Genomic DNA, 21,164 nt, shown 5'->3' with positions numbered 1-21,164 from the left:
GAAACGGAAAGGCGGCTCATGCGGGCACTCCTCCCGCGAGGGCGGCCCGGGCCCGCGCCACGTGGGCGGGCGCTACGGCGGCGGCCTCGGTGTCCCGGGCAGCCCGCTCGGCGGCGTCGCGCAGGCGCTTGGCCGCGGAGATCCGGGCGAGCACCGGCTGGGCCTCGACGAGGGCGTCGAGTGCCTGCCGGGCGGCCTCGTCCCACGGCAGCTCGGCGTGCCGCCGCGTGGGAGTGGCCTCGACCTTGTCCATGTCGCGGGCGAGCGGCAGGATATGGAAGAGGGTGTCGAACAGGGCGTTGCAGACCTCCTGGACCAGGTAGGTCGCCCCGGCGTAGCCCATGAACGGCGTGCCGGTGTGCCGCCGGATGATCGCGCCGGGGAACGAGGCCGGCACGTAGGTCGCCCGGGCGCCGCACTCGGCGAGGTACATCCGCTCGTTGAACGAGCCGAAGAGCACCAGCGGCGGCTTGGCCGCAACGGCGGCGCGGACGGCCGCGTTGTCGGGCTTCAGACCGGCCGATCGCCCGAAGGCGAAGTGGCAGGGCAGGCCCATCTCGTCTTCGAGGAAGTGGCGCACGCCGCGCGCGTAGGTCTCGGTCGCGACGATGCCGAAGCTCGCGGTCCCGAAGAAGTCCTGCGTCACCGAGCGCCAGAGGTCCCAGACCGGCTTGATGGTCGTGTGCCGCTCCCGCTCGATGAACGGCTCGGGATCGAGGCCCAGGATCGCGCCGAGCGAGCGCAGGAACTTGGTCGTGGACAGGATGCCGATCGGCGCCTGCAGGTACGGGCGCTCCAGATCCTCGCAGAGCAGCCGCCCGAACTCCCGGTAGAGGCAGATATTGGCGTCGGCGTTGACCAGCTTCGGCACGTCGGCGAGGTGCGCGCCGAGCGGGAAGGTGAGGTTCACCTCGGCGCCGATCCCCTCGACCAGCCGCCGGATCTCCGCGAGGTCGGACGGCATGTTGAAGGTGCCGTAGGCCGGGCCGATGAGGTTCACCCGCGGCTTCTCGCCGGGCTTCTTCTCCGGCCGGGCCGGGATGCCTTTCTTGGCGAACTTCTTCGCCCCGTACTCCTGCCAGAGCCAGCGCATCGCCCGGTCGGCGGCCTGCCACTGGTCCTCGTCGATCGTGCGCGGCAGGAAGCGCTGGAGCCCCGTGCCCTCCGGGGTCACGCCACCGCCGATCATCTCGGCGATCGAGCCGGTGACCACGACGCTGGGCTGGCCCGGATCGAGGGTCGCGTGGGCGCGCTTCATGGCGCCCTCGGTGCCGTGCCGGCCGAGTTCCTCCTCGGCGAGCCCGGTGACCACGATCGGCAGCTCGTGCGGCGGCAGCGCGTCGGTGTAGTGCAGCACCGAGGTGACCGGCAGGTTCTCGCAGCCCACGGGGCCGTCGATGACGACCTGCAGACCCTTTATCGCCGTGAAGACGTAGACCGCGCCCCAGTAGCCGCCGGCCCTGTCGTGATCGAGGATGAGCATTAGGCCATCTCCCCGATCGGCTTCTTGGGGCCCTCGATCTTCGGTCCCTGGCGCTTCTGCGGCACCTCCTGCCAGACGCCCGCGGCGTGGCCGGTGCCGACGCCCTCGAAGAAGTCGCGCATGGCGTCGAAGCGCGCCCTGTTGCCGAGGGCGGCGTTGATCACCGTGGCGAGCGACCCGGCGCCGGCCGCGCCCATCAGCGGGCGCGCCGAGATCAGGTTGGTGAAGTAGAGCGCCGGCGTGCCGCGCTCCTTGGCGCGCTGCACGACCGGCGTCGTGCCGATGGCGAGATCGGGCTTCAGCGCTTCGAAGGCGAACAGATCATCCTCGAGGGAGGCCCTGTATCGGACCTCCGTTCCGCGAGACTCGAGCCAGTCGCGATCCGCCTCCGACCAGGGCGTGCGCGGGCAGGCGGTGCCGACATAGGGGACCTCGGCGCCGCTCTCGACGAGGAGGCGCGCCACGAGCAGCTCCGATCCCTCGTAGCCCGAGAGCGTGATCCGCCCCTTGATCGGCATCGCGCCGAGCGCGCCGCGGATGCCGGGCAGGATGCGGTTCTTGGCCGCCTCGACGGTCGCGCGAGCGACACCGCAGGCCTCGCCGATCCGGTCGAGCCAGTCGGCGGTCCCGTCGACGCCCACGGGAGCGGAGCCGACGATCGGGCGGCCGGCCGCCTCGAACTCGCGGATCGACGCCTTGTAGAACGGGTGAATCGCCGCCACCGCCGCGCAGTCGAGGGCCGCGTAGAGCTCGCGCCATTCCCGGGTCGGCACGACCGGGCCGGCCGAGAGTCCCAGCGGCTCCAGGAGCGATCCGATCACCACCGGGTCGGCCGGGAAGACCTCGCCCAGCAGCGCGACGCTCGGGCGCTCGGAACGGCCACCGCGGGGGGCGGCGACGGGCCCCTGCTCGGCCTCCGCGCGTGCGACCTTGAGCATGGCGCCGGCGAGCACGTCCTTGGCCTCGGCGTGGGTCGGGACGCCGAAGCCCGGCACGTCGATCCCGATCACCCGGACGCCGTCGATCGCCTTCGGCAGCAGGCGCAGCGGCACACCAGAGGCCGTCGGAACGCAGAGGTTGATGACGACGACGGCGTCGTAATCCTCCGGCTTCGCAGTCGCGTGGACCGCCTCGCGGATGTCCTCGAACAGCTTGCCGGTGACGAGCGTCTCGGAGTTGAACGGCACGTAGCCGACGCTGCGCCGCGCCCCGTAGAAATGCGATGTGAAGGTCAGGCCGTACACGCAGCAGGCCGAGCCCGACAGGATCGTCGCCGTGCGGCGCATCCTCAGACCGACCCGCAGCGAGCCGAAGGCCGGGCACATGCTCTGCGGCTGGTCGTGCGGGCCCTGGGGATAATCCTCGCGCAGCTGCGCCAGGGTCTCCGACATGCCGGCGGCTTCCGCGGCCGCCACCATCGCGTCCTTGCCGGCGTGGCAACCCAGGCCGTCGCTCTGCGCCGCGGCGAGGTCGACGGTGGCCGGCGCCTTGCGGGCCCGCAGATCGGCGATGTCGAGGGAGACGGCCATGCGCGTCAGACCTCGTCGTACACGACTTCGAGGGACGGCTTGGACACGTGGGCGACGCCGCACATGTCCTCGTGGGTCGCCGGAACCAGCACGACGTCGCGGCCGGTGGTCTCGCTGGAGAACAGGCCGAGCAGCCCGTCCTGCGAGAGCGGCGTCGGGCGGTGCGGCGCGGCCTCCGCGACATTGGCGGCGAGGTCCGCGAACAGGGTGCCCCAGCGCCCGTCCGGCTTGCCGATGATCTCGTAATTCGCGCTCTTGCGGCGGATGTCCTCGTCGGCCGGGATCGAGGCCAGGACCGGGATGCCGGCCGCCTCCGCGAAGGCCTGGGCCTCGCCGGTGCCGTCGTCCTTGTTGATCACGAGGCCGCCGACGCCGACATTGCCCCCGAGCTTGCGGAAATACTCCACCGCCGAGCAGACGTTGTTGGCGACGTAGAGCGACTGCAGGTCGTTCGAGCCGACGACGATGACCTTCTGGCACATGTCCCGGGCGATCGGCAGGCCGAAGCCGCCGCAGACCACGTCGCCGAGGAAGTCGAGGAGGACGAAGTCGAAGCCCCACTCGTGGAAGCCCAGCTTCTCCAGAAGCTCGAAGCCGTGGATGATGCCGCGGCCCCCGCAGCCGCGCCCGACCTCGGGACCGCCGAGCTCCATGGCGTAGACGCCGTCGCGCTTGAAGCAGACGTCGCCGATCGCGACCGACTCGCCCGCGAGCTTCTTCCTGGTCGACGTCTCGATGATGGTCGGGCAGGCCTTGCCGCCGAAGAGGAGCGAGGTCGTATCGCTCTTCGGGTCGCAGCCGATCAGCAGGACCTTCTTGCCCTGCTGGGCCATCATGTAGCTGAGATTGGCGAGGGTGAACGACTTCCCGATGCCGCCCTTGCCGTAGATCGCGATGATCTGCGTTTCTTTCTTCGCCGGTGCGGTGGACACGGCATCGGGCTCGATCGCGGCCTCGGCGCGGAGCTGAGTCGCCTGGGACAGGGCAGCCTTGTTGAGCTGAACGTTCACGCGGCGTCCCTCCAGTCGAGGATCATCTTCAGGCAGCCCGGATCCGCGAACGCGGTGCGGTAGGCGTCCTGGGCCTGTGCCGCCGGGGCACGGTGGGTAATCAGACCGTCGAGGGAGAGCCGGCCGCTCTCGATCATCCGCGTCACCGCCACCGTGTCCTCGGGCCTGAACTCGGCCGAGATCCGGATCCGGGCCTCGCGCATGAAGGCGGGCGGGAAAGTGAAGCTGAGGGGCGCCTCGTAGAACCCGGCGAGGACGATCTCGCCCCCCGGTGCGAGCCGGGCGATCAGGTCGTCGAGGCCGGCGGCGTTGCCGCTGACATCCGTGATCGTCGCGTAGTCGCGCCGGGGATCCGCGTCGGGCGCGACGACGGTGTATCCGTGCTCGCCGGCTGCGCGCACGGGGTCCGTCTCCCAGACGGTGGGCGCGGCGCCCGCAGCCAGGGTCAGCCGCGCGAGCAGCCGGCCGAGGACGCCGTGCCCGACGATGAGCGGAGCCGCGCCGGGGGCGAGGCGCCCGAGGGCGCGATGGGCAGTCGCCGCGAGGGCCAGGAGGCAGGCCTGCTCGCCGAGGGCCTCGTCCACCGGCACGAGGCGGGCGGCCGGTGCGACCAGATGGGACGCGGCGCCTCCGAACAGGCCGCGAACGGCGCCGAAGCAGCGGGCCCCCGGGACGTAGACGGTCTGGCCGACCCGGACCGAAGCGCCGGCATCCGCCTCCACGACCGTCCCGACGGACTCGTAGCCCGGCACCAGGGGGTAGCCCATGCCCGGGAAGGGCGGCATCCGCCCCGACCAGAGCAGGCGCTCGGTGCCGGTGCTGATCCCGCTCCAGGACACCGCCACCACCGCGTCCGCGTCAGTGGGCGGCGTCAGGGCCAGGCGCTGAACCGAGAGGTGCTCCGGGTTTTCCAGAATGACGGCCAGAGCGTCCATGGCTGGAAGTGTCCACCCTTTGCGTTGCGACTCTCTCTGGTTCGAAGCCGCTATGTGTCATCCTAGATAGACACAGGTCAGCGTCAAGTCACACTTACTTGGCTGGGCCTGTTTTTTGAGCTTTCAGCACCCGCGCGAGCAGGGGGCGACGTGTCGGATGCTCGTGCGTGGCGGTGAAACCTGCGGCCGCGAGCATCGCGCGCAGCTCCTCGGCCCGGCGCGGCCGGCCGGAGCCCATCGCCAGGAGGTAGAAGCCGAAATAGGCGTCGCCGACCGGCTCCGCGCCGGGCGTCCCGGCCATCGGCTCCGCGATGAGCAGCGTGCCGCCCGGCGGCAGCGCCGCGTAGGCCGCCCGCAGCAGTGCCTGGGCCGGCGCGTCGTCGTGATCGTGGACGATCCGCACCAGGGTGATCGTGTCGGCGCCCGCGGGCAGCCCGCCGTGGAAGTCGCCTCCGCGGCAGGCGATCCTGTCGCCGAGGCCGGATTGGTCGAGGCGCGCTCGGGCGCGGTCGGCGACGGCCGGCAGGTCGAACAGGGTCAGGCGGGGGCCGGCGTGCCGCGCCGCCACGGCCTGCAGGAAGGCGCCCTCGCCGCCGCCGACATCCATGAGGTGCCGGACGCGCGACAGGTCGCAGGCGTCGAGCACATCCTCGGCGATCAGCGCCTGCGAGGCACCCATCAGGCCGCTGTAGGGAGCCACCGTGCGCGCGTCGCCCGTCGCCCCGGCCGCGTAGGGCCAGTAGCCCGCGAGGCGGGTCGGCTGGGCCTGTCCACGCAGCAGGGCGACCGGATCCGCGAGATCCGCGTAGAGCAGCGCGTGATGCTCGATCATGGCGGCGATGCCGGGATTGCCGACGAGGGCCGCGCCCAAGTCGGCGAGCCCGAATCGGTCATTCGACAGGGCGCGCAGCAGACCGAGGGACTCGGCGGCGCGCAGCAGGCGTCGTGCCGCGTCGGGCGTGAGGTCGAGCCGCTGCGCCAGCGCGTCGACCGTCTGCGGGCCCTCCGCGAGGATCGCGAACAGGTCCAGGCGGATGCAGGCGGTCAGGACCTGCGCGTAGACGAAGCCGGCACAGAGGTCGAACAGCGCGCGCGTGTTGCGCTGCGCGATGCGGCGCGTCAGCGGAAAACCCGCCGCCCAGCGCTGGAACCGGGGGCTGACGACGAGGCGGTTGCGCCACGCGAGCCACCTGTCCGCCCACGCGGGCGGAACGGGCGGCACCGTGCCGGTTCCGGGGAGCGATCCGGCGCTCAGACCGCCACCGCGCGCAGGCTCGCGGGCAGGAACAGCCGCGCCTGCGCCTCGATCTCGGCGGTGAGCGTGGCCACGCCCGGACAGGGCGGGATCGCCGCGATCGCCTCGCGGGTCAGCCGGGACAGGCGCTCCATCGCGCCGCCGGTCCCCAGCAGGGCGGCGGCGTTGGGGCGGCCCAGCGTCGCGTCGCGCCCGGCGGGCTTGCCGATCTCCTCCTGCCGGCAGGCGACGTCGCGCAGGTCGTCGGCGACCTGATAGGCCTCGCCGAGGCACTCGCCGAGGCGGCGCCAGGGTTCCGGATCCGCGCCCGCCGCCGCGGCACCCGCCACGGTGGCGGCGGCGAACAGGGCGCCCGTCTTCGCCTGCTGATAGTCGCTGAGGCTGATATGCGCCTCCGATTCCCAGGCCTGCCCGGCCGCGATGCCGGACGGCGACCCCGCGGCGCGGCCGAGGAGTCCGACGAGGCGCCCGAGGCGCGCCGGATGAGGCCCGACGGAGCGCGCGAGGGTCTCGAAGGCGAGGACGATCAGGGCGTCGCCGGTCAGGACGGCGATCGGCTCGCCGAAGGCGACGTGGACGGAGGGCTTCTGCCGCCGCATCGGCGCGTCGTCGAAGCACGGCAGGTCGTCGTGGACCAGCGAGGCGCAGTGCAGGAGCTCGATAGCGGCGGCGGCCGCCACGGACCCCGCGGGGTCGTCGTCGCCGCAGGCGCGGGCCACCGAGAGGCACAGGCGCGGCCGGATCCGATGGCCGCCGGGAAACACCGCGTAGCGGAGAGCCTCCGCCAGAAGGGGCGGGGCGCCGGGCGCCTCCGCGTGCGCAACGGCGCGATCCAGCGCCATCTCGATCCGCCGACCGGACTCCATATCGTTGCCTCCCGTGTTGTATGCGGTTGTCAGCAACAGGTGTCATTTCTTATTGACACTTTGCGGAGGGGAGATCAATCCCGTGGTGGGGGAGTTCGGAGCGGCCGTGGCGCAGGAGCGCGTCGTCGTGATCGGTGCCGGGATCGGTGGCCTCGCCGCCGCCCTGCGGCTCGCCCATGCCGGCTTCGAGACGACAATCCTCGAGCGCGCGCCGCAGCCCGGCGGGAAGATGCGCGCCGTCCCGGTCGGGGACCGCGCCGTCGAGGCCGGTCCGACGGTCTTCACGATGCGCTGGGTTCTCGAGGAGCTGTTCGCCGAGTGCGGGGCGGATCTCGGCGACCGGGTCGCCCTGTCACCGGCGCGGCTCCTCGCCCGTCACGCCTGGAGCCGGGACGAGCGCCTCGACCTCTTCGCCGATATCGACGCGTCGGCGGACGCGATCGCGGCCTTCGCGGGACCGCGCGAGGCGGACGGCTACCGGCGCTTCTGCGCCCGCTCCGCAGAGGTCTACCGCACCCTCGAAGGGCCCTTCATCCGCGAGGGCCGGACGGGTCCCGCCGGCCTCGCGCAGCGGGTCGGGCTCTCGGGCCTCGGCGATCTCTGGCGAATCCAGCCCTTCACGACGCTCTGGTCGGCGCTGGGGGCGTACTTTCGCGACCCGCGGCTGCTCCAGCTGTTCGGCCGCTACGCTACCTATTGCGGCGCCTCGCCCTTCACGGCACCGGCGACGCTGATGCTCGTCGCCCACGTGGAGCAGGCCGGCGTCTGGACCGTCGCGGGAGGGCTCAGCGGCCTCGCGCGGGCGGTGGCCGATCTGGCGGCGGAGCGCGGCGCGACCTTCCGGTACGGCGCGGAGGTCGCGCAAATCCTCGCGGACGGCGGCCGCGTCACCGGCGTGCGCCTGAGCGACGGCACGACTGTGGCCGCCGACTACGTCGTCTGCAACGCGGATTGCGCGGCCCTGGGGGCGGGGCTGCTCGGGCCCGATGCGGCCGCCGCCGGCGAGCGGCTCGCGCCCGGCGAGCGCTCGCTCTCCGCGGTCACGCTCTGCGCGGAGGCGGTGCCGGCGGGTTTCCCGCTGGCGCACCACACGGTGTTCTTCTCGCGCGACTACCGGGCCGAGTTCGACGCGCTCCTGCGCGCCCGCCGCCTGCCCGACGACCCGACCGTCTACGTCTGTGCCCAGGACCGGGACGCGGCGGGCGCCGCGCCGCGGGGGCCGGAACGCCTGCTCCTGCTCGTCAACGCTCCGGCGGATGGCCGGGAGCGCCCCCTTCAGCCGCCGGAGATCGAGAGATGCGAGAGGAACCTGATCCGCCGGCTGGAGGCCTGCGGGCTCACCCTGGACTTCACGTCGTCGGCGGTCACGACGACGCCGCGGGACTTCGACGCCCTCTTCCCCGGGACGGGCGGAGCCCTCTACGGTCGGGCGGCGCAGGGATGGGCGACGACCTTCAAGCGCGCGGGCGCGCGGACGGCGGTGCCGGGCCTCTATCTCGCGGGGGGCTCGATCCATCCCGGCCCGGGCGTGCCGATGGCGGCGCAGTCGGGGCGGCTGGCAGCGGCAGCGATCCTGGACGACCGCGATTCGATGGCGCGGTCGCGCGGGGCGGCTACGCGTGGTGGTACGTCGATGCGGTGAGCGACGACGGCCGCCAGGGCCTCACGATCATCGCGTTCATCGGCAGCGTGTTCTCGCCCTACTACGCCTGGAGCGCCGAGAAGGACCCCTTCGCCCACTGCGCCATGAACGTGGTGCTCTACGGCGACCGCGGCCGCTTCGCCATGACCGAGCGCCGCGCAACCAGCCTGTCGCGCAGCGCCGACCACATCGCCGTCGGACCCAGCGCCATGCACTGGGACGGCACGGCGCTGACGGTGCGGATCGACGAGCGCGGCGCGCCCCTGCCCCGGAGGATCCGCGGCACCGTGCGTCTCGAGCCGCGCGGGTTCACGGGCGGCCCGTTCCATCTCGACCGGGCCGGGCGCCACCGCTGGTGGCCGATGTCGCCGTCCTCGCGGGTCGAGGTCGATTTCGACGCGCCGGACCTTCGCTGGAGCGGGAGCGGCTACTTCGACACCAACGACGGCGACGAACCGCTGGAGGCCGCCTTCTCGCGGTGGACATGGTGCCGGGCCGACCTGCCGGACGGCGCGGCGATCCTCTACGACGTCCATCACCGCGACGGCGGTGGCCAGAACCTGTCGCTCCGGTTCTCCGCGGACGGCAGCCGCCGCGAGATCCGGCCGCCGCCCGGCGCAACGCTCCCGGCGACGCGCTTCTGGCGGATGCCGCGCGAGACCCGCAGCGACGGCGGCCGCTCGCGGGTGCTCGCGACCTACGAGGACACGCCGTTCTACGCCCGCTCGCTGCTCGCCTCGACGCTGGGCGGCGAGCCGGTCCGGGCCATGCACGAGAGCCTGTCGCTCGACCGGTTCCGCAACCCGATGGTGCGACTCATGCTGCCCTTCCGGATCCCGCGGCCGCTGGCTCCGTGAGGGCCTCGGCGCCGCCCGTCCCGGATCGCCGTCGGCTCGGGGTGACGCTCCGCGGCATGACGCGCTCCGCGATGCAGGCGAAGGTCGCCATGCTCAGCACGAGGCCGAGGGGGAAGCCGGTCAGCGCGGCCGCCTCCCGGACGACCGCGAAGAGCGGCACCGCGCAGAGCAGGGCCCGCTCGCGCGGCCGCAGGCCGCCGGCGCGGTGCGCGGCGAGCGCCAGGAGGAGCACGGCCGGCACGAGGGGCGCCAGGTCGTAGACCGGGAGGTACGGTGACAGCAGCGGCGCGGAGACGAGGAGCGCGGCCGCGCGCAGCGCCGGGTCGGTGGGGCGCAACCAAGCGCGGCCGGCGAGGCCGAGCGCCAGTACGGCGACGAGACCCTGCGCCGTCCAGGCGGCGGCCATCGAGCCGCCGAGCAGGCGCACCGCGCCGAACGCGCTGGCGTTGAGGTTGAGGCTCGCCGCCGCGTTCTGCAGGATGATCCGGTTCGTGTCCCCGAGCGTGCCGAGGAAGCCGGTCCAGGGCGCCGTCCCGAACAGCGCCAGCGACGCGAGGCAGAGGGCCAGCACCGTCGACGCGCAGGCGGCCAGGCATTCGCGCCGTCCCGTCACGAGCAGGAGCAGGGGGGCGAGCGCCGCGAAGTGCGGCTTGTAGGCCAGCAGGCCGAAGCAGAGCCCGGCGAGCCACGGTCGGCGATCGACGAGCACCGCGCCGAGGGTGAGCAGCGACGCGGTGAACAGGCCGTTCTGGCCGTAGACGAGGTTGCAGAGCACGATCGGGTGCGCGAGCGCGACGAGGGCCGCGTCCCGCCGGCCGGCCGCGACCCGCATCGCGAGCGCGAACAGGGCGAGGGAGAGCGCGGTCCAGAGCAGGTAGGCCGGCTGCAGATCCAGCAGTGCCATCGCGGCCGCCGGCAGGAGGAACACCGGGGGATAGTGCCACGCGAACCGGCACGCCTGCCCGCAGGCCGCCTTCAGGTTCGCCAAGTGCACCGGCAGATCGTAGGGGTCCGCCCCCCGCCCCTCCAGCGCCGAGCGGCCCGCCACCCAGACCTGGACGAAGTCGTTGCCGAGGGGGTCGCCGTACCAGTTGCGCCGCGGGTCCGGGCCGGTCCCGTAGACGAGGAGGACCATGGCGAGGCCGAACGGCAGCAGCACCCAGGCCGCCCGCCTGCCGAAGGCGAACAGCCGGTCATCGCTGCTCAGGAGATGCGCGAGATCTGACCGGAGCGCGGCGGCGCGTGCTGTCGGTGAGCCCGGCACGCGGGTCTCGATGGGCGCTGGCATGACGGAGGATTTCCGCGTCCGGATTCCGCAGCAGCCTAGGCGCGCGCGGTTCCGGGCCCGTTAACAGGGGTGTTTGCGGCCCGGCCCGGCTTGTGCAAGAGGGCGGCGGCTGCGATCCTCGCGCCGTCAAACCGGGGCGATCACATCGATGCGACTGGACGAGGCGTCTCCGGCCCCGCGCGTCCTGATCTACAGCCACGACACCTTCGGGCTCGGCCATCTGCGCCGCTCGCGGGCGATCGCCAACGCGATCGTGGCGTGCAACCGCGGCGCCCGGGCGATGATCGTCTCGGGCTCCCCCGTGGTCGACCGCTTCGCCTTCGCGGCGGGCGTCCGGACGGTCAGGCTGCCGCCGGTGACCAAGTTCGCCGACGGCGGCTATGCCAGCCTCGACGGCGCGACCCCGCTGGCGCGCACCGTCGCGCAGCGTTCCGCGATCATCGCCCAGGCCTGCGACGCCTTCCGACCCGATCTGATCATCGTCGACAAGGAACCGGCCGGCTTCCACGGCGAGTTGCTGCCGGTGCTGGAGAAGGCCGCGGCCCGCGACATCCGCCTCGTCCTGGGCCTGCGCGACGTCCTCGACGACGCCGACCGCCTCGTCCCCGAATGGGAGCGCAAGGGCGCGGCCGAGACGATGGCGCGCTTCTACGACGAGATCTGGGTGTACGGGCTGAGCCGGATCCACGAGCCCCTGGCGGCGCTGCCGATGGAGCCCGAGATGGCCGCCCGCATCGACGGGCGCCTGATCTACACCGGCTATCTCCGCCGCGACCTCCCGGAGCGCCGCGCCGGTCGCGAGGAGCCCCCGATCGCGAACGGCCCCTTCATCCTGGTGACGCCGGGCGGCGGCGGCGACGGGGCGGCCCTGATCGACTGGGTGATCGCCGCCTACGAGGCCGATCCCGCGATCCCCCTGCCCGCGCTCATCGCCTTCGGTCCCTTCCTCGACGCCGGCATCCGCGACGGGTTCATGGCGCGCATCCGCCGCCTCGGCGACCGGATCGCGGCCATCACCTTCGACAGCGAGATCGAATTCCTGATGCGCAAGGCCGCCGGCGTCGTCGCCATGGGGGGCTACAACACGTTCTGCGAGATCCTGTCCTTCGACCGCCGTGCGATCCTCGTGCCCCGGACCGAGCCGCGGCGGGAACAGGCGATCCGGGCGCTGGCGGCCGAGCGACTCGGCCTCGCGCGGGTGCTGATGGAGGCGGAAGGCCGGGCGCCTGGGCGCATGGCGGCGGCGCTCCGCGACCTGCCGGGACAGGACCCGCCGTCGCGGGTTCTGGTGCCGGGTCTCCTCGACGGCCTCGACGCGGTCGCGCGTCGCGTCCGGGCGCTGACCGCCCGCGGCGGCGCGGACGTCGCGGCCCGGCCGTACCTGCAGGCCTATTCGTGAGCGCCAAGCGGGTCGCCGTGGTGCTGAAGGGCTATCCGCGGCTCTCCGAGACCTTCATCTCGCAGGAGTTGCTGGCGCTGGAACGGTGCGGCCTGGCTCTCGAGATCTGGTCCCTCCGGCGCCCGACCGATCGGGCCCGCCATCCGATGCACGCGCAGATCCGCGCGGAGGCCGCCTACCTGCCCGAGTACCTGCGCGACGCGCCGCTGCGGGTGCTCCGGGGCGTCGGCGCCGCGCTCCGGCGGCCGAACCTGCCCGCGCTCCTGGCGCTGTTCGCCCGCGATCTCCGGCGCGACCCGACGGCGTCGCGGCTGCGGCGCCTCGGGCAGGCCCTGGTCCTCGCCCGGGAATTGCCGGCCGAGGTCGCCCATATCCACGTGCACTTCCTGCACACGCCGGCCAGCGTCGCCCGCTACGCCGCGCTCCTGACCGGGCGCCGGTGGAGCTTCTCGGCGCACGCCAAGGACATCTGGACCACGCCCGACTGGGAACTGGCCGAGAAGCTGCGCGACGCCGAATGGGGCGTGACCTGCACCCGTGACGGCCTCGCCCGGCTCGACAGCCTCGCCCCGGGCCGGACGCTGCTCGCCTATCACGGGCTCGATCTCGCCCGGTTCCCCGACGCGCCGCCGCCGCGCGAGCCGCGCGACGGGACGGACCCGGACCGCCCCCTCCGGCTCCTCTGTGTCGGCCGGCTCGTCGCCAAGAAGGGGCACGACGACCTCATCGACGCCCTCGCCGCCCTGCCCGCGCACCTGCACTGGCGGCTCGACCTGATCGGCAGCGGCGAGCGGCGCGAAGCCCTGGAGGCCCGGGTCGCTGCCTGCGGCGTGGCGGAGCGGGTCCGCTTCCGCGGCGCCCTGGCGCAGCCCGCGGTGGTCGAGGCCATGCGCGCGGCGGACCTCTTCGTCCTGCCGACGAAGCCCGCCCCCGGCGGCGATCGCGACGGCCTGCCGAACGTGCTGATGGAGGCCGCGAGCCAGGCGCTGCCGATCCTGGCGACCGCCTTCGCCGGCACGCCAGAATTCATCACTGACGGTGTCCACGGCGTCCTGACCCCGCCCGGCGAGCCGGCGGCGCTGGCCGAGGCCCTGGTCCGTCTCGCGGGCGATCCGGGCCTCCGTCAGCGGCTCGGCGCGGCGGCCCTGGCCCGGCTCGTGCAGGACTTCTCCGAGGAAGCGGCGATCGCGCTGATCGCCGGCCGGCTGCGCGCGTCCGCGGGTCTGCCGCAGGGCGCGGCCGCCCGCGAATCGGAGTTGTCCGCGTGCGCGTCCTGATCGCGGTCACGCATCTGCTCGGTGCGGGGCACCTCACCCGCGCGGCCGCCATCGCCCGCGCCTTCGCGGCGGCCGGCCACGAGACGATGCTGGTCTCGGGCGGCGTCCCGGCACCGATGGTCCGACATGACGGGCTGCGCCGCGTGCAGCTGCCGCCGCTCCGGATCGCCGGCACGGACTTCTCGACGCTGCTGGACCCCGACGGAAGCCCGGCCGGGCCGGCGCTCCTCGAACGCCGCCGGGCCCTGATGGTCGACACCCTGGCGGCCTTCGAGCCGGACGCGGTGATCACCGAGCTGTTCCCGTTCGGCCGGCGCGCCCTGGCGGCCGAGTTCCTCGCCCTGGTGGACGCGGCCCGCGCCCGGCGGCCGCGCCCGCTCGTCCTCGCCTCCGTGCGCGACGTCCTCGTGGCCTCGACCAAGCCGGAGCGGATCGCCCAGGCGCACGCGCGGGTGGCGGACCTCTACGACGCCGTGCTGGTGCACGGCGACCCGGCCCTTATCCCCCTCGAGGCCTCGTGGCCCCTCGACGCGGTCACTGCCGCGAAGGTGCGTTACACCGGCTACGTGGACGAGGGGACCGTGCCCGCGCCGGCCTCGCGCCGCTCCGGCGTGGTGGTCGCCGCCGGATCCGGACCCGCCGGGCTGGTCCTGCTGCGCGCGGCCGCAGGCGCGGCCCGGCTTCGGCCGGATCTCGGCTGGCGGATCCTGGCCGGCCACGGCGTCCCCGAGGCCGAGATGTCCGAGATCGGTCACGGTCTCGCGCCCGGCATCCTCAGTCGCGCCCAGCCGGACTATCGCGCGCTCCTGGCCGGCGCCGCCCTGTCGGTCAGCCAGTGCGGCTACAACACGGCCGTCGATCTCCTCGCCACCGGCACACCCGCTGTCCTCGTGCCCTTCGAGGCCGGCGGCGAGACCGAGCAGCGCCTGCGCGCCGAGCGCCTCGCCGCCCGGCGACTCGCCCGGGTGCTGCCGGAATCGGAGCTGACGCCCGGGACCCTGGTGGAGGCCATCGCGTCGCGGGGCGTCCTCCCCGCGCCCGGCGATCCCGGGATCGATCGGGACGGCGCAGCGCGCACGGTCGCGCTGGTCGAATCCCTCCGCGGGGGCGAGCGATCGCGCCCCGTCCGGGCTAAGCCGGCCGAGCCGGCCCTCGACGCTCTCCGCCGTGCTCTCGACGCCGTCGCGGCGCGGGGCCTGCGCGTGCCGCTGTTCTGGCGCGACGACGACGCGGTCGCGGGCGGTCCGGACCTCGACCGCCTCATCGGTCTCGCCGAGCACCACGGCGTCCCGCTGCTCCTCGCCGCGATCCCGGCCGGCATCGACGCCTCGCTGCCGCGGCGGCTCGAAGCGGCTGCCGGTGTATCCGTCGCCGTCCACGGCCTCGCCCACCAAAACCACGCTCCGCCGGGCGAGAAGCGGGCCGAGTTCGGCGCGCACCGCCCTCACGACACCCTGGTCGCCGACGCCGCTGCCGGCCTCCGGATCGCCCGGCAGCGTCTGCCGGAAGGCTCGCTGCTGCCTGTCTTCGTGCCGCCGTGGAACCGCGTCGCGCCGGAACTCGCCGCCGCCCTGCCGGATCTCGGCTATCGCGGCCTCTCGGCCGTGCCCGGCCCGTCGATCCCGGGTCTGCGCCGGCTCGATGCCACCCTCGACCCGATCGGCTGGCGGGGCAGCCGGTCCCTGCGCGATCCGGAAGCCCTGCTGCGCGGCCTCGCCGCCGACATCGCGGGCGCGCCGGAGCGGCCGCTCGGCCTGCTGACGCACCACCGCGTCCACGACGAGGCCGTCTGGGACTTCGTCGGCGCGCTGGTGGCCAACCTCCTGCGGCACCCGGCGATACAGGTCATGGATGTTCGGGCGCACTTCGGCGCGTCCGCGATGGACAAGGGGCCGGCGGCATCTAAGTCTCAGGTCTCACAGATCGCGAGGACGGGTTGAGCCCGCTATTGTCCATCCGCGACCTCGCGGTCGCGTTCCGCACGGAGAGCGGTCCGTTCGAGGCGCTGCACGGCCTGTCCCTCGACGTTCACCGCGGCCGCACCCTCGCCCTGGTCGGCGAGTCCGGTTCGGGCAAGTCGGTGACCGCCCAGGCGATTCTGCGGATCCTGCCACCCTCCGCCGCCATCACACGCGGTCAGATCCTGTTCCGGGACGGCGAGGTCGAGGCCGACATCGCGCGGCTCCCCTCCGAGGGCGAGGCGATGCGGGCGATCCGTGGCCAGCGCATCGCCATGATCTTCCAGGAGCCCATGACCTGCCTGTCACCGCTCCACACGGTGGGCGACCAGATCGGCGAGGCGCTGCGCATCCACACCGGGGCCGACCGCAAGGAGGCCGATGCCCGGACCGAGGGGGCGCTGGCCCGGGTCGGCTTCCCGGACCCGCACCGCGCGCTGCGGACCTACCCGTTCGAGCTGTCCGGCGGCCTGCGCCAGCGCGCCATGATCGCCATGGCGCTGATCCTGAAACCCGCCCTCCTCGTCGCCGACGAGCCGACCACCGCGCTCGACGTCACCACCCAGGCCCAGATCCTCGCCCTGCTGGCCCGGCTCCAGGAGGAGACCGGGATGGCGATCCTGCTGATCACCCACGACCTCGGCGTGGTCGCCAACATCGCCCACGACGTCGCCGTCCTCTACCGCGGACGCCTCGTCGAGGCGGGCCCGCGCGACACGGTGATGCGCGCGCCGGGCCACGCCTATCTCCGCGCGCTCCTCCACGCGGTGCCGCGCTTCGACATGGCGCCCGGCGAGCGGCTCACGCCGATCCGCCCGGCCAAGGCCGAGATCCCGCCCGGCCAGGCGCCCGCGCCCCTGGCCGGGCCGATCCTGCAGGTGGAGGGGGTGAGCAAGAGCTTCACGCTGCGCGCCGGTCGGCTTTGGCAGAAGCCGCGGATCGTCCACGCCGTGTCCGACGTCTCCTTGAGTTTGGCGGCGGGCCAGACGCTGGGGCTCGTCGGCGAGTCCGGGTCGGGCAAGACCACGGTCTCGAAGATGATCATGCGGGCGCTCCGGCCGGATTCCGGGCGGATCCTGTTCGACGACGGCAGCGGCCCGCGGGACGTCCACGGCCTGAGCGGCGACGCCCTCTTCGCCTATCGCCGCACGGTCCAGTTCGTGTTCCAGGACCCCTACGCGTCCCTCGATCCGCGCATGACCGTCCGGCAGATCCTGTCGGAGCCGATGGAGATCCACGGCGTCCCGGCGGCGGAGCGGCGGGAGCGCTGCCGCGCCCTTATGGCGATGGTCGGCCTGGAGCCCAGCGGTCTCGGCCGGTACCCGCACGCCTTCTCGGGCGGGCAGCGGCAGCGCATCGGGATCGCCCGGGCGCTCGCCCCGAAGCCGCGGCTGCTGGTGCTCGACGAGCCGGTCTCGGCCCTCGACGTCTCGGTCCAGGCGCAGATCCTGAACCTGCTCAAGGATCTCCAGGCCGCCCTGGGCCTCTCCTACCTCATCGTTTCCCACAATCTGGCAGTGATCGACTACATGGCGGACACGATCAGCGTGATGTGCCGGGGCCGCATCGTCGAGGAGGCGCCCCGCGCGGCCCTGTTCCGCCGGCCCGTCCATCCCTACACGCGGGCGCTGCTCGCCGCCGTGCCCGACCCGAGCCTGGACCATCCCCTCGACTTCGCGGCCGTCGCCTCCGACCGCAACGACCCGACCCGCTGGGAGGAGCCGTTCCGCCTGGCCCCCGACGAGGCCGGGGCGATGCGTCCGGTCGAGACCGGACACCGGGTTCGCTTCGGCGCCGCCCACAGCGCGGAGGCCGCGTGATGCAGGCCCGGCCGCCCGTGATGCTGGAGCGCCTGCGCCGCAAGGTGCTGTCGCCGTTCTTCGACCGCCTGGGCTACGACCTCGTCCCGGCCGCCCCCGACTGGACCCACCGGCCGACCTCGCCGCGGGAAGTCGCCACCCTGCTCGAATCGGCCGCCGCCATCCTGGAACGCGATCTCGCCGCCGCCGGCCTCGTCCCCGACGGCAACGTGCTGGAGCAGGTCCGGGCGTTCTGGGCGCTGATACCCACCGCCCCCGTCCGGCAGCGGCGCGGCGGCAGCGGCTTCAACGGCGCGCTGCAGCTCTACGTCGCCATGCGGGCGCTGAAGCCCGACTTCGTGATCGAATCGGGCGTCTTCCGCGGGCTCACGACCTGGGTGATCCGGCAGGCCCGCCCGCAGGCGCAGATCTTCTGCCACGATCCGGACCTGTCGGGCCTGCAGTACCGCGACCGGCAGGCCCGCTACAGCACGGCGGATTGGTCGACCGCCGACTGGTCCATGCTCGACCCGGCGCGGACGGTGGCGTTCTTCGACGACCACGTCGCCCAGGGCCGGCGGGTCGTGGAGGCGCGGGCGCGCGGTCTGACCCGGCTGCTGTTCGACGACGACGCGGCCGGGCACCGGATCCACGCCCATGGCGGCCCCGCGCACCCGACCATCGCGATGATCACCGGGCCCGAGCGCAGCCCGGAGCCGATCCGGTGGACGCGGAACGGCCGCCATTTCGAGCAGCCGGCCGACGACGCCCTGGTGCGGCAGGCCGCCGGGTTGATCGCCCGGTCCCACGCCTTCGACGACCTGCACAGGGCGACCGGCTACTCGCCCGCCCGGCTCACCTCCGTGACGTTGCGGGGCAGCTCATGAAGGCCTGGGACATTCAGGACGGCACCCCGTCCGCTCTCCCGCTGCGGGGCGGGAACGACAGCACCGTGTCCCGCCGCGCCCTGCTCGCCGGGCTCGGCGCCAGCCTGATCTGGTCGCGCGCGCCGTCGCGGGCCTTCGCCGACACCCCGCCGGCCGACGCGCCCGGCCCGCCGACCACCCCCTACGTGGCCGACCTCGCCGCCCACGGACGCCGGCTCGGCAGCGCGGGCGGCACGATCCGCACCCTGATCGCCAAGGCGCGGGACGTCCGCTACCTGTCGGTCTACGGCTACACCCGCCTCGTCGGCTACGATGCCGACCTCAACCTGCGGCCCGACGTGCTGGAGCGCGTCGACGTGGAGGGCGGCCGCTTCACGTTCACGCTCCGCCAGGGCCACCGCTGGTCGGACGGGCACCCGTTCACCGCGGAGGATTTCCGCTACTACTGGGAGGATGTCGCCAACGAGAAGGCCCTGAGCCCCGACGGGCCCGCGGCCTTCTTCCGGGTCGACGGCAAGCTCCCGGAGGTGGAATTCCTCGATCCGGTCACCGTCCGCTACAGCTGGGACCGGCCGAACCCGATGTTCCTGCCGGCCCTGGCGGCGCCGCGCGACCCGCTGATCTACCGGCCGTCGCACTATCTCAAGCCGTACCACGCCCGCTACGTCGGCAAGGAAGCGGCCGACGCGAAGGCCAAGGCGCTGAAGCTCCGCAGCTGGGCGGCCCTGCACAATCGCCTCGACGACAATTACGAGCTCAACAACCCGGACTGCCCGACCCTGCAGGGCTGGGTCCCGCGGACCCGCTCGCCGGCCACCCGGTTCCGGTTCGAGCGCAACCGCAGCTACCACCGGGTCGACACCGCCGGCACGCAGCTCCCCTACGTCGATTCCATCGTGATGGACGTGGCCTCGCAGGGCCTCCTGGTCGCCAAGACCAATGCCGGCGAGGCCGACCTGATGTTCCGCGGGCTGATGATGCCCGACATCCCGAGCCTCAAGGAGGGTGAGGCAGCGCATCGCTACCGCACCAACCTGTGGCCCGTGGCCCGCGGCTCGGAGATCGCGCTCTACCCGAACCTGACCACGACGGATCCGGCGTGGCGGCAGCTCAACCGCGACGTGCGTTACCGGCACGCCTTGTCGCTCGCCATCGATCGGCGCACCCTGAACAACACGCTCCTGTTCGGCCTGGGCACCGAGGGCAACGACACGATCGTGCCGGAGAGCGCGCTGTTCGAGCCCGAGATGCGGACCCTCAACGCCGCCTACGACCCGGCCCGGGCCGCCAAGCTGCTGGACGAGATCGGGCTGACGGCCCGCGACGGTTCCGGCACGCGGCTGCTCCCCGGCGGTCGCGCCCTGGAACTGGTGGTGGAGAGCGACGGCGAGGCCGAGATGGTCCTCGACGCGCTGCTGCTCATCACGGAGTTCTGGCGCGAGGTCGGGATCCGCCTGATCACCAAGCCGCAGGAGCGCACGAACCTGCACCGGCGCTCGATCGCGGGCGTGACCGTCATGGTCGCCGCCCAGGGCCTCGACCTTGCCGTCCCGACCGCGATCATGCCCCCGACCGAGCTGAGCCCGGCCCAGCCGGAGCATTATTCCTGGCCGCTGTGGAGCATGAACGTCGAGAGCCGCGGCAAGAGCGGCGAGCCCTGCGACGTCCCTGAGGTCCAGCGCCTCATCGAGCTCGACCGGGAGTGGCGCCACACCGACGATGCCGGCCGGCAGGCCGCGATCTGGCGCGAGATGCTGATGAACCACGCGCACAACACCTGGGTGATCGGCACGGTGGCGGGCGCGCTCCAGCCGGTGGTCGGCGCCGATCGCCTGATCAACCTCCCGAAGCGCGCCCTCTATTCCTGGGAGCCCACCGCGATGATCGGCGTGCAGCGCCTCGACGAGCTGTTCTGGGACAAGGGCACCGAAACCGGCGCCGAAAAGCGCGCGGAGGCCCGGTGATCGTCCAGATCCTCCGCCGCGTCGTCACGATGGCGGTGACGCTGCTGGTCATCTCGGCGCTCGTCTTCGTGATCATCAAGCTGCCGCCGGGCGACTACCTGACCAACCGGATCATGGAGCTGCGGGCCACCGGCGACGCGAGCTCCGTGGCGAAGGCGGAGCTGCTCATCAAGCAGTACGGGCTCGATCGGCCGGTCTGGCAGCAGTACCTGATGTGGATCGGCGTGCTGCCCGGATCGGTCGGGTTCTCCGGGCTGCTCCAGGGCGACTGGGGCTGGTCGTTCGAGTACGACAAGCCGGTGGCGGATGTCGTCGGCGACGCCCTGTGGCTGACCCTGCTGATCAACCTGACGGCGGTGGTGTTCGTCCACCTCGTGGCGATCCCGGCGGCGATCTACTCCGCGACGCACCGGAACACGCTCGGCGATGCCGTCGTCACCCTGCTGGGCTATGTCGGCCTCGCGGTACCGGGCTTCCTGCTCGCCCTGATCCTGCTGTTCTACGCCAACCGGTGGTTCGGGCTTTCGATCGGCGGCCTCTACGATTCGGCCCTCACTAACCAGCCCTGGACCTGGGAGAAGGTCCGCTCGCTCCTGGCGCACCTGATCGTGCCGACACTGGTGATCGGCCTCGGCGGCACCGCGGCCATGATCCGGCGCATGCGCGCCAACCTGCTCGACGAGCTGGCCAAGCCCTACACGGTGACCGCCCGCGCCAAAGGCCTGCCGCCACTGCAGGCGCTGCTGAAATACCCGTTCCGGATGTCGCTCAACCCGTTCGTCGCGGATATCGGCAACTTGCTCCCGCACCTCGTCTCCGGGTCGGTGCTGGTCTCCCTGGTGCTCAGCCTGCCGACTGTCGGGCCGCTGCTCCTCGAGGCCCTGCGCAGCCAGGACCAGTTCATGGCCGGGTTCATCCTGATGTTCGTCGCGGCCCTCACCCTCGTCGGCATGCTGATCTCGGACCTGATCCTGGTCTGGCTCGATCCGCGCATCCGCATGGGCCTGCGATGACT

Annotated in this window: 16 protein-coding genes; 9 read left to right on the top strand and 7 right to left on the bottom strand. The window is 73.1% G+C overall.

Annotation, left to right across the window (positions count from 1 at the left end; translation table 11 throughout):
• Window positions 1–16: 16 nt before the first annotated feature.
• The 6 genes from bchZ to BM419_RS12610 form a co-directional block, all read right to left on the bottom strand.
• On the bottom strand, window positions 17–1,483 hold the full coding sequence (gene bchZ / locus BM419_RS12635) for a chlorophyllide a reductase subunit Z (RefSeq protein WP_091676920.1): 1,467 nt from the start codon (window positions 1,481–1,483) through the stop codon (window positions 17–19).
• The gene (gene bchY / locus BM419_RS12630; protein ID WP_091926649.1) at window positions 1,483–3,012 is read right to left on the bottom strand and encodes a chlorophyllide a reductase subunit Y; all 1,530 of its coding nucleotides are present in this window, start codon (window positions 3,010–3,012) and stop codon (window positions 1,483–1,485) included. The genes bchZ and bchY overlap by 1 nt, the downstream gene beginning before the upstream one ends.
• A gap of 5 nt (window positions 3,013–3,017) precedes the next feature.
• The gene (locus tag BM419_RS12625) at window positions 3,018–4,022 is read right to left on the bottom strand and encodes a chlorophyllide a reductase iron protein subunit X (protein WP_020091989.1); all 1,005 of its coding nucleotides are present in this window, start codon (window positions 4,020–4,022) and stop codon (window positions 3,018–3,020) included.
• Window positions 4,019–4,957: a chlorophyll synthesis pathway protein BchC gene (bchC, locus tag BM419_RS12620; protein WP_091926648.1), complete on the bottom strand. Its 939-nt coding sequence runs from the start codon at window positions 4,955–4,957 to the stop codon at window positions 4,019–4,021. The genes BM419_RS12625 and bchC overlap by 4 nt, the downstream gene beginning before the upstream one ends.
• 94 nt (window positions 4,958–5,051) lie before the next feature.
• Window positions 5,052–6,179 (bottom strand): methyltransferase, encoded by a 1,128-nt coding sequence (locus BM419_RS12615; protein ID WP_091926647.1) that lies wholly within the window; start codon window positions 6,177–6,179, stop codon window positions 5,052–5,054.
• Window positions 6,180–6,208: 29 nt separating this feature from the next.
• Window positions 6,209–7,078, bottom strand: coding sequence for a polyprenyl synthetase family protein (locus tag BM419_RS12610; protein WP_091926646.1), 870 nt, complete (start codon window positions 7,076–7,078; stop codon window positions 6,209–6,211).
• Window positions 7,079–7,184: 106 nt separating this feature from the next.
• Here BM419_RS12610 and crtD point away from each other — a divergent pair, with 106 nt between their 5' ends.
• Together crtD and BM419_RS12600 are read left to right on the top strand one after the other, a co-directional pair.
• A complete protein-coding gene (gene crtD / locus BM419_RS12605; RefSeq protein WP_091677208.1) occupies window positions 7,185–8,720 on the top strand; it encodes a 1-hydroxycarotenoid 3,4-desaturase CrtD in 1,536 nt (511 codons plus the stop codon).
• Complete coding sequence (locus BM419_RS12600; RefSeq protein WP_091926645.1) at window positions 8,717–9,577, top strand: carotenoid 1,2-hydratase; 861 nt, start codon at window positions 8,717–8,719, stop codon at window positions 9,575–9,577. The genes crtD and BM419_RS12600 overlap by 4 nt, the downstream gene beginning before the upstream one ends.
• Here BM419_RS12600 and BM419_RS12595 read toward each other — a convergent pair.
• Window positions 9,537–10,865 (bottom strand): glycosyltransferase family 87 protein, encoded by a 1,329-nt coding sequence (locus BM419_RS12595; RefSeq protein ID WP_091926644.1) that lies wholly within the window; start codon window positions 10,863–10,865, stop codon window positions 9,537–9,539. The genes BM419_RS12600 and BM419_RS12595 overlap by 41 nt on opposite strands.
• A 148-nt stretch (window positions 10,866–11,013) precedes the next feature.
• On the opposite strand from BM419_RS12595, the gene BM419_RS12590 reads away from it, so the two are divergent.
• Genes BM419_RS12590 through BM419_RS12560 form a run of 7 tightly spaced genes read left to right on the top strand, consistent with a single transcriptional unit; the run spans window position 11,014 to window position 21,162 of the window.
• Complete coding sequence (locus BM419_RS12590) at window positions 11,014–12,264, top strand: glycosyltransferase family protein (protein ID WP_042669527.1); 1,251 nt, start codon at window positions 11,014–11,016, stop codon at window positions 12,262–12,264.
• Complete coding sequence (locus BM419_RS12585) at window positions 12,261–13,541, top strand: glycosyltransferase family 4 protein (protein WP_091926643.1); 1,281 nt, start codon at window positions 12,261–12,263, stop codon at window positions 13,539–13,541. Before BM419_RS12590 ends, BM419_RS12585 begins: the two co-directional genes overlap by 4 nt.
• Entirely contained in the window at window positions 13,529–15,481 is a 1,953-nt protein-coding gene (locus tag BM419_RS12580; RefSeq protein WP_091926642.1) for a glycosyltransferase, read from the top strand. Before BM419_RS12585 ends, BM419_RS12580 begins: the two co-directional genes overlap by 13 nt.
• Window positions 15,478–17,319: an ABC transporter ATP-binding protein gene (locus tag BM419_RS12575; protein WP_091926641.1), complete on the top strand. Its 1,842-nt coding sequence runs from the start codon at window positions 15,478–15,480 to the stop codon at window positions 17,317–17,319. Before BM419_RS12580 ends, BM419_RS12575 begins: the two co-directional genes overlap by 4 nt.
• Entirely contained in the window at window positions 17,319–18,185 is an 867-nt protein-coding gene (locus BM419_RS12570; protein ID WP_091926640.1) for a hypothetical protein, read from the top strand. Before BM419_RS12575 ends, BM419_RS12570 begins: the two co-directional genes overlap by 1 nt.
• A complete protein-coding gene (locus BM419_RS12565) occupies window positions 18,182–20,149 on the top strand; it encodes an ABC transporter substrate-binding protein (RefSeq protein ID WP_091926639.1) in 1,968 nt (655 codons plus the stop codon). The genes BM419_RS12570 and BM419_RS12565 overlap by 4 nt, the downstream gene beginning before the upstream one ends.
• Window positions 20,146–21,162: an ABC transporter permease gene (locus tag BM419_RS12560; RefSeq protein WP_056528616.1), complete on the top strand. Its 1,017-nt coding sequence runs from the start codon at window positions 20,146–20,148 to the stop codon at window positions 21,160–21,162. The genes BM419_RS12565 and BM419_RS12560 overlap by 4 nt, the downstream gene beginning before the upstream one ends.
• Window positions 21,163–21,164 lie beyond the last annotated feature (2 nt).

The organism is Methylobacterium sp. yr668, assembly GCF_900116245.1.
In the GTDB taxonomy this organism is placed as follows: domain Bacteria; phylum Pseudomonadota; class Alphaproteobacteria; order Rhizobiales; family Beijerinckiaceae; genus Methylobacterium.
Note: the sequence above shows the minus strand (reverse complement) of the source record. Positions and strands in the feature narration are given on the sequence as shown.